We start from the raw sequence: 20,099 nt of genomic DNA on the forward strand, positions 1-20,099 counted from the left end.
TGGTTTTTAAATAAGAAAAACCGCCAAAACATATGTAATGGCGGTTGGGGGTAGTGATATCGTCTTAAACTGATTGTAACACAAATTATAGTAAAAATAAATAATTTATTGAAAATTTAATCTTTTAGGCAAATATTTGAGACATCCTAACTTTGTCGAATCAAGTCTATTAATTATCCAAATTGGTAAAAAAATAGTACATATTTTTCTCTTAGAGCTATCGTAATTGGGCTAATAGTATGATATAATCACGTTTAAATATTTAGAAACTTTTAAACTACAAATGGAGGAAGAATAGATGAAAAAACTATTGTTATTTTTTGCTATTATTGCCCTTGTTATATTAGCAGCATGTGGTTCGGGCTCAGAAGAGAATACTTCCGGTGATGATACGGCAAGTGATTCTAATGGATCTACAGAGGAAAATGCTGAGTCTGAAGGTGGAGACACGTATTTAGTTGGTGCAACTCAAATTGTAGAACATCCATCCTTAGACAAAGCGTATGAAGGTTTTCAGGATGCACTTTCTGATGCTGGTTTAGATGTGGAATATGATTTTCAGAGTGCACAAAATGACCAAAATAATGTAAAGCCCATCTCTGATGGTTTTGTAGCTGATGGCGTTGATTTAATATTTGCCAATTCTACTCCTAGTGCATTAGGTGCATTACAAGCAACAAGCGATATTCCTATTTTATTTACTTCTGTATCAGATGCGGTTGGAGCCGGACTAGTCCCATCCATGGATGAAGCAGGAGAAAATATTACAGGTAATGTTGACTTACATCCAGATGCTATTAAGGAGACAGTTGCATTTATTGATAAATATTTCCCAGATTCAACGGTAGGAATGGTTTATAATGCAGGGGAGCAAAATGCTGTAACACAGGTTGAGGAAGTAAAAGCTGCAGCTGAAGGGACTGGTCTTTCTGTAGCGGAACGTACCGTAGCAAATTCTGCTGAAGTTCAACAAGCTACGACAACATTAGTAGGAGAAGCAGATGTACTTTACATTATTACCGATAATACAGTAGTTTCAGCAATTGATAGTGTAGTAGGAATTGCAAATGAACAAGATATACCTTTAATTGTTGGGGAACCAAATTCATTGGCAAAAGGTGGTTTTGCGACATTCGGAATTGATTACTATACTTTAGGTTACCGTGTTGGTGAAATGGGGGCGTCTATTCTATCAGGGGAAAAAGCGGTAAGTGATATACCACCAGAATTCCCGCCAGAAATCCAGTTATTCATCAATAAAGATGGAGCAGAAGAACAAGGTGTTGAATGGAATTCTGACTGGGATGAGGCTGCTCAGATTATTGAAACAGAAAAATAGTTAGTAGAAATGAATAGAGGTTGGGTCAAAAGTATTTTCTCGAAGTATATACGAACATAATTGTTGTATAAATAAATCGCTCCGGAGATATATTTCGCTAAGTAGTGTATTATTCGTTTTTTGAGCTATACACGTTGCTTATGTCCCAACCTCTATAGTGCTTTACTACTATCATAACTTCATGAATGACACACGAGAGGAAGGGAAATATGTTTATATCAGTTTTTGGTGCTGTGGAATCAGGAGTAATCTATGCAATCATGGCTTTAGGAGTTTATCTAACCTTTCGTGTACTAGATTTTCCGGATTTAACGGTTGAAGGAAGTTTTGTGACGGGGGCAGCGGTTGCTGCGTTCTCCATTGTTAATGGAATTCCACCCATTGTGGCTACCATATTAGCTGCTATTGCTGGTTTCTTTGCCGGATGCATAACTGGTTTATTGCATACGAAGGGTAAAATTAATTCATTGTTGGCTGGTATCCTTATGATGACAGCACTTTATTCAATTAATCTTAGAATTATGGGACAGCCAACCTTATCACTATTAAATGAAACGAGTATATTTGATCAACTGGAAGCTATTTGGGCTTCAACAGGTCTGGACGCTATCTTTAATGGTATGCTTACTGCGTTAGGATTGGAACAATTGCCTGGGACATGGTCTATTCTAATTGTGATGACTATCGTTACTATTGGTATTAAATTTTTGACGGATTACTATTTAAAAACAGAGGTTGGTCTTGCATTACGAGCGATTGGTGATAACAAGAGGATGATACGTAGTTTATCTGCAAATACGGATTCCCTTATTATTGTTGGGGTTGGCGTATCTAATGCCCTTGTAGCATTAGCCGGGGGGCTGATTGCGCAATTAGGTGGATTTGCGGATGTTAATATGGGTCTAGGTTTAATTGTTATTGGTCTTGCCTCTATTATTATTGGTGAGGCATTGTTTGGAACCAAAACAATTGTCCGTGCAACATTAGCCGTCCTATTGGGGGCAGTTATTTATCGAATTATTGTAACATTAGCACTGCGCGTAGACTTCCTAGAAACAGGGGATATGAAGTTAATTACAGCGGTAATCGTTGTGGTTGCTTTAGTAACACCTAAAATTATTCAGTCTAGAAGAGAGAAAAAACGTCGTATGCTAAAGCGTCAACGACTTAAGGCGGGAGGAGAATAGTCATGCTAAAACTTCAAGATATTTCCGTCACATTTAATGAAGGTACGCCAGATGAGAAAAAGGCATTGAAGAATATCCAGTTAGAATTAAAACAGGGTGAGTTTGTAACGGTTATTGGGAGTAATGGAGCCGGGAAATCGACATTAATGAATATTATTTCCGGTGTATTAGTACCAGATGTTGGTGATGTTTATATCGCCGATAAACAGGTTGTCCACTTACCTGAATACAAACGATCTAAATATATTGGCCGAGTTTTCCAAGACCCTATGGCTGGAACAGCACCGTCCATGACTATTGAGGAAAACCTTGCAATGGCATACTCCCGAAATAAAAAACGAAAGCTCAAACTAGGAGTAACGAAACAAAGGAAGAAATTGTTTAAGGAATACTTAGAAACTCTAAATCTTGGCTTAGAGAACCGGTTAACGGCAAAGGTTGGATTGCTCTCTGGAGGAGAAAGACAAGCATTATCATTACTCATGTCAACCTTCACAGAACCCAACATCCTTTTGCTAGATGAGCATACAGCGGCACTAGATCCATCTCGTGCAGAGTTGATTACAAATCTGACCGATCAAATTGTAAAAGATTCTGGGCTAACCACACTGATGATAACACATAACATGCAGCAAGCACTCGACCTTGGTAGTCGCTTGATTATGATGGATAAAGGGCAGATTATTTTTGATGTAAGCGGGAAAGAAAAAGAGAAATTAACAGTTGAGGATCTTATGAGAGAATTCCAGCGTATTCGCGGAGAACAATTCGGTAGTGATCGGGCGATTTTATCGTAAAATATATGCTTTTGAACCGTACAGGGACCATAAGGAATGTGGTTCCTGTATTTTTGTGTTATGGACTCATTGTGGAAGCAAATACGGATTTATTTCCAAGATAGTTATGACTTTTCTGTGATAAAAGAGGAGAGGTACCTCGGATAAAGGAGAAGATAAGGTTTTAAGAAAGGCTACTTTCTAAAAGATTGTTACTATTTGCAAAAAATGGATAGAATGCGCAATAACCAGACGAAGATAATCGGTGCATTAATACCGCTACGGAAATACACTACGCTTTCCGTATAATGTATAATGGCATTCATAAAATTTATAGTATTTCGTAAAATGTTAAGACAATGTGAAACCAATAATGCTATACTTAATATAAAGATAAAGGAGTGGAGTTTATGACAGAAAAGGAAGAGGTTCTTAAATTAATTAAAGAGCTACCGGAAGACGTAACATTAGAAGAGGTAATGAGAGAACTGTATATTTACATAAAGTTTCAACAAGGTGTTAGGGAACTGAACGATGAAATGGCCAACAAGGGGAAAACAGTGAAGTTAGAGCATGATAAATTGTTTCATTAATAATAATTTTGTTAAAAGTAATGGTTGGAATGAAAGAGGTTAGAGATGTACAGGGATGGGTCTGGGCTAATCGCTATAGATCACAGCGGCTATATTGAAAGCGGATTCAAATGATAAACAATTGAATTTTTCTGAAAGGGTCATTGTATTCCATCTTAACCTTCGATATAATTTAGAAATATTGATGGAACGAAGAACATGGAGAAGGGGATGGAATCTTGAGTCAAGGTAATCGGCCAAAATCTATAAGTATTCCTTTAATTGTTTCCATTATCGCTATTTCCTTTTCGGCTATTTTTGTAAAATGGTCTGAATCTCCTGCGACTATATCTAGTATGTATCGCATGTGGTTTGCAGCTATCTTTTTGATTCCCATTGTATGGAAAAAGCGTGATGAGCTTCGAAAGGTTACAAAAAGAGATTGGAAACTATTCACTTTTTCGGGGGCATTTCTAGCCCTGCATTTTGCACTTTGGTTTGGCTCTTTAAAGCTGACGACAGTTGCAAGTTCTACTATTATTCTTGCATTACAGCCAGTTGTAGCAGTCATTGGTGGATTCATCCTATATAAAGAACGTTCTACAGCTTCCGCACTCACCACGATGGGGATTGCTGTTATAGGAGCTATCATGATTGGGTGGGGCGATTTAGCCTTAAGCACACAGGCTATTATCGGCGATATCCTTTCCTTTTTGAGTGTAGTGGCAGTTGTGGGCTATCTATTAATTGGACAAAATGTTGTGAAAAAGGTTTCACATTGGATTTATAGTTTTTTAGTCTTTACGATTGCAGCTGTATTTTTAACGATTTACAATGTTTTAACTGGTGTTGCTTTAGGAGGCTATTCTTTTCAGGAGTGGGGCATTTTTATATTACTAGCAATAGTACCAACGATTTCTCATGTAATAAATAACTGGTTATTAAATTATATAAACGCAACAACGATTTCGATGAGTATATTGGGAGAACCAGTTGGAGCAAGTGCCCTTGCTTTCGTGTTATTAGGTGAACGACTTACCAGCATGCAAATCATTGGAGGCTGTATTGTATTAGTTAGTGTGTTTTTCTTTTTATTACAGCAACGAAAACGAATACAAGCGCAAAGCTCGGCAATGGAAAACATCGGATAAATGGTATGACCTCTTTAAATTTCTTGGTGTATTTTAATAAGTTACATGTTTTTGATTTCTTCTCATATATATTTTATTAAGTATCAATTTTTAGTGATTTAGGGTGGAAATGGAGACTGCTCATATTAAGTTTTGTTAAGAGAAATAGCATACGAAACTAAAACTTACTTTATTTCCGGAATAATTTTTTAACATTTATTTCAGGGAGGACCGTTAATGAAGACAGTCGTTATTCATGGATCAACTCGGGAAAATGGGAATACGGAGTACTTAACGTATCATGCTGTTCCAAAAGAAAAAGGAACGCATATTTATTTACGTGAACATTTTATACAACCAATCGTGGATGAACGCCATGCAGAACATGGTTTTGAAGAAGTTGAAGATGATCATAAAAAACTCATAAATAAGATGTTGGAGCATGATGCAATTGTCTTTTCAACACCTATCTATTGGTATAGTATGTCGGGTCCAATGAAGACATTTATTGATCGTTGGTCACAAATCTTACGTGATCCAGAATTTCCGCATTTTAGGGAAGAGCTAAAGAAAAAGAAAGTGTACTTAATTGCCGTTGGAGGAGATACTCCACAGGTGAAAGGTTTACCGCTAGTTCAACAATTTAACTACATCTGTCAGTTCTACGGGATGACTTTTGAAGGTTATGTGATTGGAAAGGCTAGTCGTCCAGGACAAATGGAAAATGACCAAAAGGCATTACGCGCTGCCTCGGTATTATTAGAGCAATGACATATGGAAAGCATACAATTCTAACTAATTAGTTACGCTCAGATAATTTTCTGAGCGCTTTCTTATTGTCTTACAAGTATATCAATATTAGAAGAACTGTTCTTATATTTCACAAGAGATAAAAAGCCCACCACTTATAGTGATGAGCGGAAAAATTCATCTTATCACAGGTTAAGGGGCAGTCATCCCCCCATTTACTGAAGATTCATTTTATAAATTCGGTTCTTCATAATCATAATCGACTGGTACTGGTTTAACGGCTGATTTTTCTAATGCAGGTGTATCTTTACGAGTAATTTGGAAAGTTGCTGCTCCAATAATATTAGCAACATCATGTAGCTTTTCCTTACTAATATAATCCATAATGTCATCTTCTGTGTGATACCAAGGTTCAAGTGGTGTATGAATAAACAATGCTGCCGGGATTCCTAAATGATGAAAGGGAACATGATCACTCCTGCCCAGTTCACTATAAGGTACAATATCGCTTACACGAGAACCTGCTGCGGCACCTAAGTCAGTTACCGTGTTAGTCTTCCCATCTGCTGTAAACATGATTAGATCTCCAGCATCCTTACTTCCTACCATATCTAATTGAAACATCGCTACGGTACTCTCTATTTCTTCTTTAGACATTGCCTCTGCATAACGTCTTGAGCCCCATAAACCATTTTCTTCTGCGCCAAATGCAATGAATTTAATCGTTGTGTCTGTTGGTGTATTTGCATATATTCTCGCTAATTCGAGCAATACTCCAGTCCCAGACGCATCATCGTTAGCCCCTGGCCCCCATGCAACAGAATCATGATGGGAACCGATAATAATTTGCTGCTCTGTATCATGATTTTTCATTGGTTCCTTTAAAGCTTCTACATTATAAGATGTAATTTCTTCCCCACGTGAAGTGAAGGTAAATTCGTGGACATTCACCTTATCATAACCATAGCTTTCAAATTGTTCTACAAGATAATCAATAGTCCGCGCTTCCCCTTCTGTACCAGCAGCACGAGAACCAATTTCTTCAGATAAATATGAAACGTGTTCATAAATATTATCGACTTTAATCCGTTTTACTATTTTATTATCCAATGCTTGTTTTGCGTTTCCGTTAGGTGCTGCAAGGACAGGAGTTGTTACTACCATTAGAAAACTTAAGAGGATTAGACCAACTTTTACTTGTAATTTTTTCAAAAAATCACAACCCTTCATTTGTTTGATTAGATATATTTTCGAGGAAAAACTAGGTTCTCCTCTATTTTCCAGAAAAATGGGATAATAGTCCTGCGGTTCAATTCATGTTTATAGAGGGTACTAGATTTTTTCATAAAAATTCTCTAACAAAGTACCTATAATTACTTGACTAATTTATGTAACCTAACAAAACTCCCGGTAGATATATGGATAGATAGACAATATGATTCATTTTTGGATTATCGGAAGGAGTTTTGGCCAAATGCCCCGAAACGTTCTATATAAAACAAATTAAAATGGAGGGGTATGAATGAAAAAGTTGAACAAACAATTACTTATCTTGTCTATTACTAGTGCGATTGTGCTTGCAGGAACTTCTCTTGTTTCTCCTGTTATCCATGCGGTTGGCAATGGGCCAAACTATAATGGGAATGAGACGGTAAACACTTCGATTCTTACTACTTATGAAGAAATGGCAAGTTATCTCCAAAAACAAGAAGCAAAACAAAAGCATATGGAATTAGAGGTTATTGGCCAATCCATAAAAGGGAAAGATTTATATTTAGTTAAATATATTTCCAATCCAGAAAACCCAACCATTCTTTTCTTAACCCAACAGCATGGAAATGAGCAATTAACGACAGAAGGTGCGCTAGAATTCATTAAGCATCTAGGAACAGGTAAGACAAAAGGGGTATTGGATAAAGTGAATGTATTAGTTGTACCGATGTTAAATCCTGATGGTGCAATGGGGGATGTTGACTTTTCATTAGATGATTATGTTGCGAAGGGAGACCGTCATTTAACAAGATATAATGCTGTTGGAGCGGATATTAACCGTGATCATATTGCTAAAATTCATCCTGAGACACAAGCACTTCATCAAAATGTATTACAGAAATACGATATTGATTATATGATTGATTTACATCATCAAGGAGCATATAGCGAGAGAGACGGTGAGCTTGTATCCGGCTCCATTCTTCACCCAACAACTCCGAATGTGGACCCAGATGTGCTTCATAAATCCAAACAATTAGGAGCAGTAGTATTTGATGCAATTGATTCGACTGGTTGGGGCCACTTAGGAAAATATGTTGGCGGTACAGCAGAAACAATTGCTCGAAATGGGATTGCTGTGGAGTACGATATATCTACACTCTTATTTGAAATGCGTGGTATGGCAGATCATTCCTATGAGCCTTATGTACTTGGACAAAAGAGTAATGGGTATTTAATCAAACAAACGATTAACACGCTTGATGCAGCTGTACGTGCGATTGCAGATAGATCCATTAATGAAAAGGATGTATCCATCTGGGATTCACTACCTGAACAAGAATGGCGAACTGATTCTGAATAAGGAGGATTCTTCCATTTCTCTATTTTTCGTTATACTATAAAATGAATAAAAGAAAAGCCGAAATCGATACCGATTTCGGCTTTTTATAGACTATGCTCTAATCCATTTCCAAATCTCCCCAGGGGTTGCATTTTTCCCGTACATAAGAATGCCAACTTTAAATATTTTCCCTGCAAGTTTCATGAATAATAGAATGCTAACGATTAATATTGCTAGGGAAATAATGATTTCCACCCAAGGCCATGAGTCCAAAATGGATAAGCGTAGAAGTAATACACCTGAAGAGGTAAATGGAATATATGACCCAATTTGTGCCCACATTCCTGATGGGTCGCTTATTACTGGACCAATAAATATAAACGTTGCAAATGGCAGCATCATAACTAATCCCTGGAAGTTTCCAGCAGTTGAAATATCAGACATCGTTGCGCCAATTCCAACGAATATGGATGCGAAAAGTAAATACCCGAGTATGGCAATAAATATAAAGAGTAAAAGCTCAGGGACAAATAGATGCTCCCAAATTGGAAGATCCATTCTCCAAGCTACAACCGGTAAGACAACGATAATAGAGACGATGGTTTGAATGATTCCTAGTACAAAATAACCGATAATTTTCCCTTGCATTAAATCAGTTGGTGTAATGGAAGATAGTATAATTTCCGCAATTTTATCCTTCTTTTCTTGTGAGGCACTTTGGAAAATAGCCATACCGGTAAATACAATAGATAAAAATATGAATCCAGCAAAAGCACCTGGTATGATTTTATTGAGAGAAATATTTGGCTCTATATCGGCTTGCTCGGATTCGGATGTTTGCTGTGCAGTAAATTTTTCAAACGTAATGTTGCTTGATATAACAGCTAATTGTTCACTTGATAGACCAAGCTGTTCCATTTGATGTGCCTTTATAGTGTTCTTTAAAACCTGTAATTGATCGAAGAAAAAAGGTACGGTTTCTTCGCTCGTATAAACGGGAATAATACCATTTTTCAAGGCTTCATTCGTTAAAAACAGGTAGGCGGTATTCTCACTAGACTCTAGCTCACCTGCCACATCTTCTTCACGAATATCTGTCTGGTGAATATTCCAGTTGAAACCAGATGCGGCTTCCTCTATACTAGAATAGACATTTAATTGATCATGAATAAATATGTCCATGGCTTCACTATTTGCTTCATCTGAATCATTCCCAAATATACTACCTAAAAACATAAATCCTACAATAAAGATGGGGGTAAGAAATAGACCGATAAGATAGGTCTTGTTTTTCATATTTCGTTTGATTTCCCATTTAGCAACCTTCATAGAGTTACGCATGTTCAGCACCCTCCTCCACTAGTAAATTTTTATCTGTAGCTATATCAATGAAGATTTCATGGAGTGAAATCCGGTGTATCTTTAGCTCATGAATCGTAGTTTCATTTGGAAGTTGTTTTAACCATGTCGTTGGATTGACATCTTTATCTAAATAGAGAATAGAGGTATCTCCATTTTGTTCAACCCTTTGAACGTTAGGAATGTTTTCCAAGGTGGAAGGGCGGTTTTTCCCGTGAATGGTACACTTGAAATTCGCATATTCCGTCTTCACCTCATCTAAGGTTCCGTAAATTACCTTTTGTCCTCGTTGAATCATGAATACACGGTCACACATTTCTTCAACTAAATTCATTTGATGGGAGGATAGGAGAATGGCAGTCCCATTATTTGCGAGATTTCTAATCTCCTCCTTGAATAATTCCTGACTTACCGGGTCAAGCCCAGAAAAAGGCTCATCTAAAATTAATAGTTCAGGTTCATGGATAATCGAGGAAATAAATTGTACTTTCTGTCCCATTCCTTTGGATAGTTCATCCATAGATACTTTTTCTTTCCCCTCTAAATCAAATTTTTTCAAGTATAAAAGAGCTCGTTCCTTCGCTTTATCGAGAGGATAATCTTTTAATTCGGCTAAATAAAGTAGAATATCCATGACTTTTACATTCTTATATAGCCCACGTTCCTCTGGTAAGTACCCAATTTTATTTCGAGGAATGCCTTTTCCGTTATGTTGGTGAAAGGTGATGGATCCTTCATCAGGATACATAATTCCCATGATATTTCGGATGGTTGTTGATTTGCCGGCACCATTAGGACCAAGTATGGCCATAATTTCCCCTTTACGTACCTCGAAGGAAATACCTTTTAGTACATCTTTTTCTTTGAATGACTTCTTTAGTCCTTCAACCGTTAATAAAACTTCCATTCTCGTACAAAACTCCCTTCAAATTCGATTTAATGTCTATACGAAGCTAATAAATCTTATAACAGTAGTAATACGGATAGAGTGGAAAAAGGTTTCTAAAAAGAGCTTTTATCTCGTTAATAAATCTTTTAAGAGAAGCTTTCCCATTAAATAGGATATATAATATGTATTTAAGGTCCTCGTCCAAATGTTGTCCTTTTATTTCTATAGCATGTTCACAATCCTTTCAATACTTTGTTAACAAATTGTGAAATGGTGAGCAATAGTGTTTTCCAAGAGGCTGAAGCATGGTATGATACAAGTGTAGTAAGGTTAAACACAAAACAACTTGTGAATTAATGAGCAGGTTGTACAATAGAAAAGGAGATGTTTACTATGTTAATGGACTTTATTAGAAATAACAAAGTAGTTGCAGCTATTTTAACGGTATTACGCGTTTATATAGGATATACATGGTTCGTGGGTGGTTTAGGAAAAATAACAAGTGGTGGATTTGATGCAAGTGGATTTATCCAAGGAGCGATTGCTAGTGCTGGGGGAGAACATCCTGCCGTCCAGGGCTGGTGGGCAGCATTTCTAGAAACGGTAGCATTACCGAATGCAGGTATCTTTAGCTTCCTCGTTATGTGGGGTGAAGTATTAGTTGGACTAGCACTTATCTTAGGTATTTTTACAAACTTCGCCGCATTAATGGGAATTACCATGAACTTTGCTTTCCTATTCAGTGGGACGGTAAGTACAAATGCACAAATGGTATTAATGACTATTTTCTTACTTGTAGCAGGATACAATGCAGGACGTTATGGCTTAGATAGATGGGTCATTCCATTCCTAAAGGAACGTACACCAATGTTCAAAAACAAAGGGAAAAAAGAAGTCGTTCCTGCTTAGGTAATGGTACGTGATTACCGCTATAGAAAGCTATTTTTCGGAGTAGAATTCAACAATGCCACCTTTATTTCATCTATAAGGCTAACCAAATTTGAAAACAGCTTAAAGGGCTTGACCTACTTATTAAAGGTCAGCCCTTTTTCGTTTCCATCATCATGTATCACAGGTTAAGGGCAGTAATACCCAGCCTTAAAAATGGAAGAAAAACCAATTCCTCAAATACGTAGTTCTTAGGAGGCGTAGCAAAAGACGCTGCGACTTTAGCCTTTGTTCCTTTTTTTAGTGTGGGGGTGAAAGATACCCCCTACAGATAGAAAACTCACTTTATATCCTCCTCTAGTTGTAGATGTTTAAACAAGCCCAAAATGGTGAAAAATGGTAGTAATTAAAATGGGAGGGAAATGGATAGATGAAAAAAATATCGACAACAATAGGAATCCTATGCTTGCTTTTACTAGCTGCATGTAACCAAGAGGAAACAGAGGATACGAATCAGCAAATTTCCAATATAAATAGTGAAGAAGAGCATCAGCCAGTTAATGCAATAAAGGAATCGGATGTACTTGTAGATTTGAAAAATGCAGAAGGTGATAAGGTTGCTCAAGCCTCCTTAGTGGAAACCGATTCGGGTGTAAATATTGCTTTAAAGGGAAACAACTTACCTCCTGGTGTACATGGCTTTCATATTCATGAGAATGGTTTGTGTGAAGCACCGGATTTTAAATCTGCTGGAGGTCATTTTAATCCATTTGGAAAAAAACATGGATTTGATCATCCAGAGGGTAGGCATGCCGGTGACTTAGAGAATATTGAAGTAGCTAATAATGGAGATATATACACAGAGGTTCGAGCTGATTTGGTAACTCTGGAAAAAAACAAAAGAAACTCGCTTCTAAAAGAAGGTGGAACAGCGTTAGTCATTCATTCTGAAGCAGATGACTATAAATCACAGCCTTCAGGTAATGCAGGGAGTCGAATTGCATGTGGAGTTATAAAGTGAGGAAGGTCTATAGCTAGACGTGATGAGTGTTAACAATCCTAAGTAGGGGTTTTACAGACCCTTTATCACATGGTAAAGTAGTATAATCAATGTAGCATATCATCTATGTAACACTCATAAGTATGAAGAGCGGTGTACCTTTACGAAGGTTCACTGCTCTTTCGCTTTTTACTATTCTGAATTGTTATGTATTTCAATCCTAATCATGTATAATAAGGGCAAGTAACTTGAAAATTATATGGATCGATAAACTAGATGTTGGGCAGCGAATACTCTTCTGTTTTAAGAGAATCACTGCCCATTCCTACGTGATAAATTTCAATTATGGAAGGAAAGGGAGAAGAGGATGGAGACAGCGACAAAGGTTCACTTCAAACCGGAAAAGGAGAAAATTTGGACCCGTGACTTTGTATTAATTTGTTTAGCTAACTTTTTTGTGTTTTTAGGATTTCAAATGACATTGCCGACTATCCCATTATTTGTAAAGGAATTAGGTGGTGGGGATCAGTTAGTTGGTGCGGTGGTTGGTATATTTACTTTTTCTGCACTACTTATTCGTCCATATGCTGGGCATGCCCTTGAATCAAAGGGAAGAGGATTTGTTTTTTTATTAGGTTTAGCTATTTTTGTCGTGTTTGTAGGGGCCTTTGCTTTTGTTGCCAGTATTGTTCTGTTATTTTTAATTCGAATTATTCAAGGAGTGGGATGGGGTTTTTCCACAACAGCAGGTGGGACAGTAGCGACAGATATTATTCCGCCAAAGCGACGAGGGGAAGGGTTAGGTTATTTTGGTTTATCAGGTAATATTGCCCTTGCATTTGGGCCATCCTTGGGATTAGCACTAGTCGGTGTCATATCCTTTACACAACTGTTTTTAATTTGTGCTGGAATGGGGCTTGTAGCACTTTTATTGGCATCAAGAATTCAATATAAAAAGGTGGAACATTCTGAGCATAAAACGGCGACCATACAATTGGACCTTTTTGAAAAGTCAGCGATAAAACCTTCCATATTATTATTTTTTATTACCTTTACATTTGGCGGTATCGCTACTTTTCTTCCGTTACATACGATGGAAAAAGGTATTGACGGCATTGGGTTATATTTTCTTATCTATGCGATATTTCTAATGATATCGAGAACGTTTGCAGGGAAAATCTATGACAGAAAAGGTCATCTTTATGTGTTTCTTCCAGGTACCGTACTTATATTTACGGCGATGTTGTTCCTAGCATGGATTCCGAATACAACGGTTTTGCTAATAGGTGCTGCTTTATATGGGCTTGGATTTGGGTCGGTACAGCCTGCACTTCAAGCATGGGCGGTCGAAAAGTCTCCAAATAATCGAAAGGGAATGGCGAATGCAACGTTCTTCTCATTCTTTGATTTAGGAATTGGGATTGGTGCTATTCTATTTGGACAAATTGCGTTATTTGGTTATGCAACTATCTATTTGACATCAGCAGGATCCGTCCTTCTCTCCATGATTTTATACGTGTATCTTTATATGAGGGCAAAGAAAGTGGTAAATGAATCGTGATTTTCTAATGAGAGGATACAACAAACATGAATGCAATAGGAATTTTTATTCTAACGGCAGCGGTAACCTTTATGTATATTGCTGCCTTTCTTATTTTTAAAAGGCGGAAATACATCTTTATATCTGGAATGAGAAATCGTACGGATGAAGAAATAAAAAAGCTGGAGAAGTCTGGGTACCTAAAAGCGGCGGGAAAGTTGTATGTCGTGACAGCTGTTCTATTAACCATTGGACTATTACTGACGGTGCTTGAGATTCCATATGGTTTTGAGATAGCTGTTGGTATTACGGTATTGGTATTTATTATCGGCTATATTTATATACAGAAATATGAAATGAAGGAAAGGCGGAAAAGTGCTTATATATCTAGTGTTATTACTGCTTTCATCACCATTGGGATAATTGGCTATATTATCAGTAGGGCATTTTTGGCGAATGAGTTGATGGTGTTAGAGGATGATTTAGAAATAACAGGCCCCTATGGCACAGAGATAAATATCGAAAGTATACAAGAAATAGAACTTCTCGACAAACTTCCAGCGATAAACTTACGTACAAATGGTTATAAAGTGGGAGAACGTTTAATGGGGCATTTTCAAGTAGAAGAGTATGGAGCAGTCACGCTTTATATTCATGGAGGAAATCGTCCGTATTTATTGATTAAGCATAATGATTCTTATACGTTAATAAACAGTAAGAAAGAGGAAGAAACCATTGATTGGTATGAACAGCTAAAAGAAAAGATATAGAGACTGGGACATAACTAAAGTATTTAACTCAAAAGAACGAACAACGTATTATTTAGTGAAGTATATTTCCACAGCGGTTTTTATCCACCAATCGTGTTCGACTTTTTTTAGAGAAAATACTTTTGTTCCAGTCTTTTATTGATGTATTTATGTATAATCTACTAATTTACATCCTATCCTAGTTATTAGAGCAAATGTCATAGTTTTCATAGCGAATGGTTTAAAAACAGTTGATTCTCGTTTAAAATAGAGGGTAGTAACGTAAATATAAACGAGAGATCTAGAAGGTAGGTTGCTAGTGTTTTGAAAAGACTTAGTGATATCAATCTCCAAAAATTATTTCCATCAGTTATTTATAGAAGAGGGCTAGAATATTTTAAACAAAATAAAGTAAGTGACCTTTTATTTGATATTAACTATAATGTTTGGACTGCAACGGTTCATGGAGCGGAGGATTATTTTGTTGAAATTAATACGTCTGAAATAGAAAAAGGATCGGTTGAAACATATTGTGATTGTCCAGCATTTGATACGTTTGGTTCTTGTAAGCATATTGTTGCAACCTTAATTAGCGTTGCGAATAAGGAATCCAACAATAACAGCTTTCATTCCACAACGTATGACTATCAATTAACGGATCGCTTTATGCAGGCGTTAAGTGCAGCCGACCAGTCGGATAGAAACAAAGAAATTTTACCAGACAGAACACCGATGCAGGTAGAGTATTATTGTAAATGGTCCTATAATCGAAATATAGTGATTGAGTTGAAGGCAGGAGAATCCCATCGTTATGTAGTGAAGGATGCCTTTGACTTTTTGCGTGATGTGTTACAAGGAAGAGAATATTTTTTTACAAAGAAATTCACCTATAGTCCAGACAGTCATTACTTCTTGAAAAGGGATCTAGACATATTTGAGATGCTTTACTCCATACGGAAAAACGAGGAAGTCTATGATGGATTTCATTTTCATCATTATCAAAGCAATGTCAATGACAAAAGAGCAATTGTCATCCCGCCATATATGATAAAGGAACTACTAGAAAAGCTTGTAGATAGAGACCTTGTAGTAGATTCGCGTCAGAAGACCTATGAACATATTAGTATTGAAAAGGGCATTCTACCATTTCAATTCTCATTAACGAAAAACGAACGGGATGATTTATTATTATCCATGGATGATATACAAGATGCATATTATTTCAAACATTATGAGCTACTTTTTTCTCAAGGGGTGTTCTATTACCCGAAAAAAGAACAGATCCCTATCATTGAACAGATTGTCGGATTTGGGATGGAGGATTTAAATCTGCCCATTACGAGACAGCAAGCGGATACGTTTGTGTCAGAGGTTCTACCTTCGTTGAGAAAGTTAGGGGACGTAGAGGCTTCAGAAAAGGTAAAATCTGAAATTATTCAATATCCTTTACGTGCGAAACTCTATCTGGAAGTGAAGGATGATTGGATTGTGGGGAACTTGGAATATCACTATGGAGAACACTTAATAGACCCGTTTAACGGTACAAGGGACCAAAGTGATGTCATCATTATCCGGGATGTTGAAAAAGAGCAATACATTATGCAACTTATTGAACATGCTAACTTCCATTATAATGGCAGAGATCTATATATTGAAACGGATGAAGAAGAATTATATGATTTCCTTTACCATGTCATGCCACTTTTAGATAAGGAAGTTGAGTTATTCTTATCAACTGAAATTCGCAACCTGTTCGTTGAAAATCACACAGCGCCTAGTACGAGTGTACGACTAGAATCCTCCTCTAACTTATTAGAGATTGGTTTCGACATCGATGGGGTGGATGACTCCGAAATCAACCAAATTTTAGATGCTGTCATAGAAAAGAAACGGTATTATCGGTTACCAGATGGAGCATTACTTTCTTTAGAAGGAGAGGAGTTCCATTCGTTAAATCAACTTTTCCAAGACCTAGATATTCATAAATCAGATATCCAGGACGGTCAAGTTCAAATGCCTGTTTATCGTGGGACACAGTTGGATGAGCTCATTCAAATGGATAAAAGCTATGACCCGGCATTTCGAAAGCTATTACATCAACTGAAGTCACCTGAGGAACAGGTATATGATTTGCCAGATAACCTACATGCGGATCTTAGAAGTTACCAAATGACCGGATATCAATGGTTTAAGTCTTTAAGTCATTATCATTTAGGTGGCATTTTAGCGGATGATATGGGGTTAGGGAAAACCTTGCAAAGTATTGCTTATATTGCATCAGAGCCTACGGAACAAGGTCCACATTTAATTGTTGCACCATCATCTGTTGTATATAATTGGAAAAATGAGCTGAATAAATTTGCACCAACCTTACACGCAGCCATTATGACAGGAGCGCCAGCTGAACGGCATGAGAAAATGGAAGCTTCCAAAGATATGGATGTTTGGATTACATCGTATGCAACATTACGACAAGATATTGATTTTTATCGAGAAATGTCGTTTCAAACGCTAATCTTAGATGAGGCACAATATATTAAAAATTATGCGACCAAAACTTCTCAGGCAATAAGGGAAGTGAAAGCGACGAGAAGGTTCGCTTTAAGTGGAACACCAATTGAAAATTCCATTGATGAACTATGGGCCATTTTTCAAGTGATTTTGCCGGGGTTAATGCCAAGTCATCGGAAATTTAAGCAATTGTCCAATGAGAAAATATCGATGATCACAAGGCCATTTATTTTAAGACGGTTGAAAAAAGATGTCTTAAAGGAACTACCGGAAAAAATAGAATCGGTCCATGTTTCCGAGTTAACGAAGGAACAGAAGGACTTGTATATTGGTTATTTAAGACAGGTACAACAAGAAGCTGCGCAATCCATAGAGGAAAGTGGATTTAGCCAAAGTCGAATGAAAATTTTAGCTGGGCTAACAAGACTTCGCCAAATCTGTTGTCATCCTTCCATGTTTATTGAGAATTATGAAGGAAAGTCTGGTAAGATGGAACAACTCATGGATACGGTTAAAAGTGCAGTGGAAAATGGAAAACGTATGCTAATCTTTTCACAGTTTACAAGTATGCATGAGCTTATTATCGAGCGATTAGAAAACGAAGGATACGATTACTTTTATCTAAGTGGTCAAACCCATTCCAAGGATCGGGTCGAGATGAGTGAGAAATTTAATAACGGTGAAAAGAGTATTTTCCTTATTTCCTTGAAAGCTGGGGGAACGGGCTTGAATTTAACTGGAGCGGATACGGTAATTCTTTATGATCTGTGGTGGAATCCAGCTGTAGAAGATCAAGCAACAGGACGTGCTTACCGATTTGGACAGAAAAATGTTGTTCAAGTCATCCGATTGGTTACGGAGGGTACCATTGAAGAAAAAATTTACGAGTTGCAGCAGAAAAAGCGAGAGCTCATTGACCAAATTATCCAGCCTGGAGAAACCATGCTTTCCAGCTTAAGTGAAGAAGATGTTCGGGAGTTGTTGAGTATATAAGGCATATGAAACATGTGGCGTTAGATATGTGATAAGCGGTCACCCGATTTCTGAGCATGTTGCTTAGCGAAACGATCATGAGCCTACATGCCAAAAGAGGGGAGCGCCGATAAAATATCCACAGAAATAAGCCGGATACCTAAGTTTGGTAACCGGCTTATTTTGGACTCTATTGATTTAACGTAAACAGTTTTCTTGGTCGCCCTTTTTGATATGGTCTCTCTTCGCCTGCAACTCTTATGACTTCCCCGTTTAGGAGCTTATTAACGGTTCGTTCTGCACTACGTTTTGTTACATTATAGTAGTTCGCAATATCATTTGATGAGAATGGCTCATTATTTCTTAGACGGATGAAGTCAATAAAATTATAGGATAGCTCATTGTTTAATCTGGCTTTGTGGATGAGTGCCTGGTAAAGTTTGGATGCATCAAATTCCTTTTTTATTCCAATTGGCCCAATTGTTTCTTTTCTTTCGTTTACAATGTAGCACTTACTGTCTTCAGTTTTACCGCATGTTTCGATAGCTATTTGTGCATTGACATCCGACTGTTTCGCTGTTAATCCTAGCCCATATCCCATATCCACTGGAACATCAAGTGCTGTTTTAATTTCACGAAGAAGTGGGAAATCACGGTAATGGTTTGTTAAATGATTGATTAATGCTTTGGTACCAAATAAAATCAATTGGTGATTATTTAGTGGGTAAACAGAAATATCCGTCTTTTTACTGAATTTGGTTAAAATCACCTGTAGCTTTGTTATTATTTGTTGGAGCTCTTTTTCGCCCTTCTTTTTTGCTATTTCTTCATGGTTTTTAATTCGAACGTACCCGGTTACAACTTGAGCACTTTTGCTTAAATCCAGTTTCACTTTTGATTTTGCCTTTTCTAAAGCTTGTTTCAAGCTGACAGAAGGAATAACCATTGGCCTAGTAGGGATTCCCATTTCAAGGAGACGGTCGCCAACACTTTTCACAGATGTTAACACGTAATCTATTTTACCTTCCCCCCATAAATTGGAATGATAATCTACTATATGATCAATGGAAATATCTGAATCGGAACTATAGTCATAGATGTGAATGTTCTGGCGATTCATATGTAAATCTTCTAATACATGGTTAATCGCAGTTTTATCTCCGTAATCGATAGATATTCGTCTAATCGTATCTCTACTATTTTTTAACTGATAGAGATTGGTTAATACCATCAGCTCATCGGAAGGAATGACAATAGTAGGTAATCGCTTTTTCTCAATCTTCTGTTTCGCAAATAAATAGGTTATTTCCTCCGTAAAAAGAAACACATCACACATGAAAGCCTTTTCAATTAACTCCACGGTTTCTGCTTCATTATCGTAAGGGAATGGCACCATCTCTACATCTGTTTGGTTCGTAACCATTGTTTTCAACCGGTTAATGGTTATTTCTTTTCCAAACACTGCAATCTTCACTTTCATGAATAACACTACTCCTTTAATTAAGTATTCTTTTTGCTTGAGTAGATCCAATGATGATTATATATATTAAAATGTTTAACTATCATAAAGGATAAAAGTATATGAATACATATTGATTTTCGCTATTTATAGCGAAAAATCGTGTGTTTTATCTAACATTTCATTAATAGTTGTGTTTATATATTATATTATATTTACTATTTTACATGAAGAACGGTGATAAGTATATGAATGTATATGAAATGATTAGTTAATTATTACTATCATATTGAATTTTCGTAATATTGTCAAGAAGTATGGAAGACAAGCTATCTTTGGCGCTTTAAGTAAGAATATTCACTATCTAAAAGGACGAATTATTAAAAATACTTTACAATTTTAATAATAGGGGTATAATTCTGTT

At 36.8% G+C, this 20,099-nt stretch carries 16 protein-coding genes; 12 read left to right on the forward strand and 4 right to left on the reverse strand.

The window, feature by feature from the left end; translation table 11 throughout:
* Positions 1 to 298 precede the first annotated feature (298 nt).
* From CAO17_RS17920 to CAO17_RS17945, 6 genes are all read left to right on the forward strand, one after another.
* The gene (locus tag CAO17_RS17920; RefSeq protein ID WP_085993926.1) at positions 299 to 1,339 is read left to right on the forward strand and encodes an ABC transporter substrate-binding protein; all 1,041 of its coding nucleotides are present in this window, start codon (positions 299 to 301) and stop codon (positions 1,337 to 1,339) included.
* A gap of 209 nt (positions 1,340 to 1,548) precedes the next feature.
* The gene (locus CAO17_RS17925) at positions 1,549 to 2,526 is read left to right on the forward strand and encodes an ABC transporter permease (protein ID WP_085993927.1); all 978 of its coding nucleotides are present in this window, start codon (positions 1,549 to 1,551) and stop codon (positions 2,524 to 2,526) included.
* 2 nt (positions 2,527 to 2,528) lie between these two features.
* On the forward strand, positions 2,529 to 3,323 hold the full coding sequence (locus CAO17_RS17930) for an ABC transporter ATP-binding protein (protein WP_085993928.1): 795 nt from the start codon (positions 2,529 to 2,531) through the stop codon (positions 3,321 to 3,323).
* Positions 3,324 to 3,712: 389 nt separating this feature from the next.
* Positions 3,713 to 3,895 (forward strand): hypothetical protein, encoded by a 183-nt coding sequence (locus tag CAO17_RS17935; protein WP_085993929.1) that lies wholly within the window; start codon positions 3,713 to 3,715, stop codon positions 3,893 to 3,895.
* A gap of 218 nt (positions 3,896 to 4,113) precedes the next feature.
* The gene (locus tag CAO17_RS17940; protein ID WP_085993930.1) at positions 4,114 to 5,025 is read left to right on the forward strand and encodes a DMT family transporter; all 912 of its coding nucleotides are present in this window, start codon (positions 4,114 to 4,116) and stop codon (positions 5,023 to 5,025) included.
* A gap of 216 nt (positions 5,026 to 5,241) precedes the next feature.
* The gene (locus tag CAO17_RS17945) at positions 5,242 to 5,775 is read left to right on the forward strand and encodes a flavodoxin family protein (RefSeq protein WP_085993931.1); all 534 of its coding nucleotides are present in this window, start codon (positions 5,242 to 5,244) and stop codon (positions 5,773 to 5,775) included.
* 210 nt (positions 5,776 to 5,985) lie between these two features.
* Here CAO17_RS17945 and CAO17_RS17950 read toward each other — a convergent pair whose 3' ends face one another.
* Entirely contained in the window at positions 5,986 to 6,966 is a 981-nt protein-coding gene (locus tag CAO17_RS17950) for a M20/M25/M40 family metallo-hydrolase (protein ID WP_342744218.1), read from the reverse strand.
* 310 nt (positions 6,967 to 7,276) lie between these two features.
* On the opposite strand from CAO17_RS17950, the gene CAO17_RS17955 reads away from it, so the two are divergent.
* Positions 7,277 to 8,329: a M14 family zinc carboxypeptidase gene (locus tag CAO17_RS17955; RefSeq protein ID WP_179151983.1), complete on the forward strand. Its 1,053-nt coding sequence runs from the start codon at positions 7,277 to 7,279 to the stop codon at positions 8,327 to 8,329.
* A 90-nt stretch (positions 8,330 to 8,419) separates the two neighbouring features.
* On the opposite strand, the gene CAO17_RS17960 is transcribed toward CAO17_RS17955, so the two are convergent.
* Positions 8,420 to 9,649, reverse strand: a complete 1,230-nt coding sequence (locus tag CAO17_RS17960; protein ID WP_085993933.1) for an ABC transporter permease — start codon at positions 9,647 to 9,649, stop codon at positions 8,420 to 8,422.
* Positions 9,642 to 10,574 carry an ABC transporter ATP-binding protein gene (locus CAO17_RS17965; protein WP_085993934.1) on the reverse strand — a complete coding sequence of 311 codons (933 nt, stop codon included), beginning with the start codon at positions 10,572 to 10,574 and terminating at the stop codon, positions 9,642 to 9,644. Before CAO17_RS17965 ends, CAO17_RS17960 begins: the two co-directional genes overlap by 8 nt.
* Before the next feature lie 375 nt (positions 10,575 to 10,949).
* Between CAO17_RS17965 and CAO17_RS17970 the strand changes: the two genes are divergently transcribed.
* The 5 genes from CAO17_RS17970 (at position 10,950) to CAO17_RS17990 (ending at position 18,237) form a co-directional block, all read left to right on the forward strand.
* Positions 10,950 to 11,465 (forward strand): DoxX family protein, encoded by a 516-nt coding sequence (locus CAO17_RS17970; RefSeq protein WP_085993935.1) that lies wholly within the window; start codon positions 10,950 to 10,952, stop codon positions 11,463 to 11,465.
* Positions 11,466 to 11,874: 409 nt separating this feature from the next.
* The gene (locus CAO17_RS17975; RefSeq protein WP_085993936.1) at positions 11,875 to 12,465 is read left to right on the forward strand and encodes a superoxide dismutase family protein; all 591 of its coding nucleotides are present in this window, start codon (positions 11,875 to 11,877) and stop codon (positions 12,463 to 12,465) included.
* 346 nt (positions 12,466 to 12,811) lie between these two features.
* Positions 12,812 to 14,005, forward strand: coding sequence for an MFS transporter (locus tag CAO17_RS17980; protein WP_085993937.1), 1,194 nt, complete (start codon positions 12,812 to 12,814; stop codon positions 14,003 to 14,005).
* A 26-nt stretch (positions 14,006 to 14,031) separates the two neighbouring features.
* Entirely contained in the window at positions 14,032 to 14,754 is a 723-nt protein-coding gene (locus tag CAO17_RS17985) for a DUF3784 domain-containing protein (RefSeq protein ID WP_085993938.1), read from the forward strand.
* Positions 14,755 to 15,057: 303 nt separating this feature from the next.
* Positions 15,058 to 18,237 (forward strand): DEAD/DEAH box helicase, encoded by a 3,180-nt coding sequence (locus CAO17_RS17990; RefSeq protein WP_085993939.1) that lies wholly within the window; start codon positions 15,058 to 15,060, stop codon positions 18,235 to 18,237.
* Between the two features lie 169 nt (positions 18,238 to 18,406).
* Here the strand turns inward: CAO17_RS17990 and CAO17_RS17995 are convergent, their stop codons facing one another.
* Entirely contained in the window at positions 18,407 to 19,696 is a 1,290-nt protein-coding gene (locus CAO17_RS17995) for a hypothetical protein (protein ID WP_085993940.1), read from the reverse strand.
* Positions 19,697 to 20,099 lie beyond the last annotated feature (403 nt).

Source organism: Oceanobacillus senegalensis (genome assembly GCF_900176885.1).
In the GTDB taxonomy this organism is placed as follows: domain Bacteria; phylum Bacillota; class Bacilli; order Bacillales; family Amphibacillaceae; genus Oceanobacillus; species Oceanobacillus senegalensis.

Coding starts and splice junctions, on each gene's coding strand:
- CAO17_RS17920 (WP_085993926.1), top strand. CDS start 299: ATGAAAAAACTATTGTTATTTTTTGCTATTATTGCCCTTGTTATATTA.
- CAO17_RS17925 (WP_085993927.1), top strand. CDS start 1,549: ATGTTTATATCAGTTTTTGGTGCTGTGGAATCAGGAGTAATCTATGCA.
- CAO17_RS17930 (WP_085993928.1), top strand. CDS start 2,529: ATGCTAAAACTTCAAGATATTTCCGTCACATTTAATGAAGGTACGCCA.
- CAO17_RS17935 (WP_085993929.1), top strand. CDS start 3,713: ATGACAGAAAAGGAAGAGGTTCTTAAATTAATTAAAGAGCTACCGGAA.
- CAO17_RS17945 (WP_085993931.1), top strand. CDS start 5,242: ATGAAGACAGTCGTTATTCATGGATCAACTCGGGAAAATGGGAATACG.
- CAO17_RS17955 (WP_179151983.1), top strand. CDS start 7,277: ATGAAAAAGTTGAACAAACAATTACTTATCTTGTCTATTACTAGTGCG.
- CAO17_RS17960 (WP_085993933.1), bottom strand. CDS start 9,649: ATGCGTAACTCTATGAAGGTTGCTAAATGGGAAATCAAACGAAATATG.
- CAO17_RS17965 (WP_085993934.1), bottom strand. CDS start 10,574: ATGGAAGTTTTATTAACGGTTGAAGGACTAAAGAAGTCATTCAAAGAA.
- CAO17_RS17970 (WP_085993935.1), top strand. CDS start 10,950: ATGTTAATGGACTTTATTAGAAATAACAAAGTAGTTGCAGCTATTTTA.
- CAO17_RS17975 (WP_085993936.1), top strand. CDS start 11,875: ATGAAAAAAATATCGACAACAATAGGAATCCTATGCTTGCTTTTACTA.
- CAO17_RS17980 (WP_085993937.1), top strand. CDS start 12,812: ATGGAGACAGCGACAAAGGTTCACTTCAAACCGGAAAAGGAGAAAATT.
- CAO17_RS17985 (WP_085993938.1), top strand. CDS start 14,032: ATGAATGCAATAGGAATTTTTATTCTAACGGCAGCGGTAACCTTTATG.
- CAO17_RS17995 (WP_085993940.1), bottom strand. CDS start 19,696: ATGAAAGTGAAGATTGCAGTGTTTGGAAAAGAAATAACCATTAACCGG.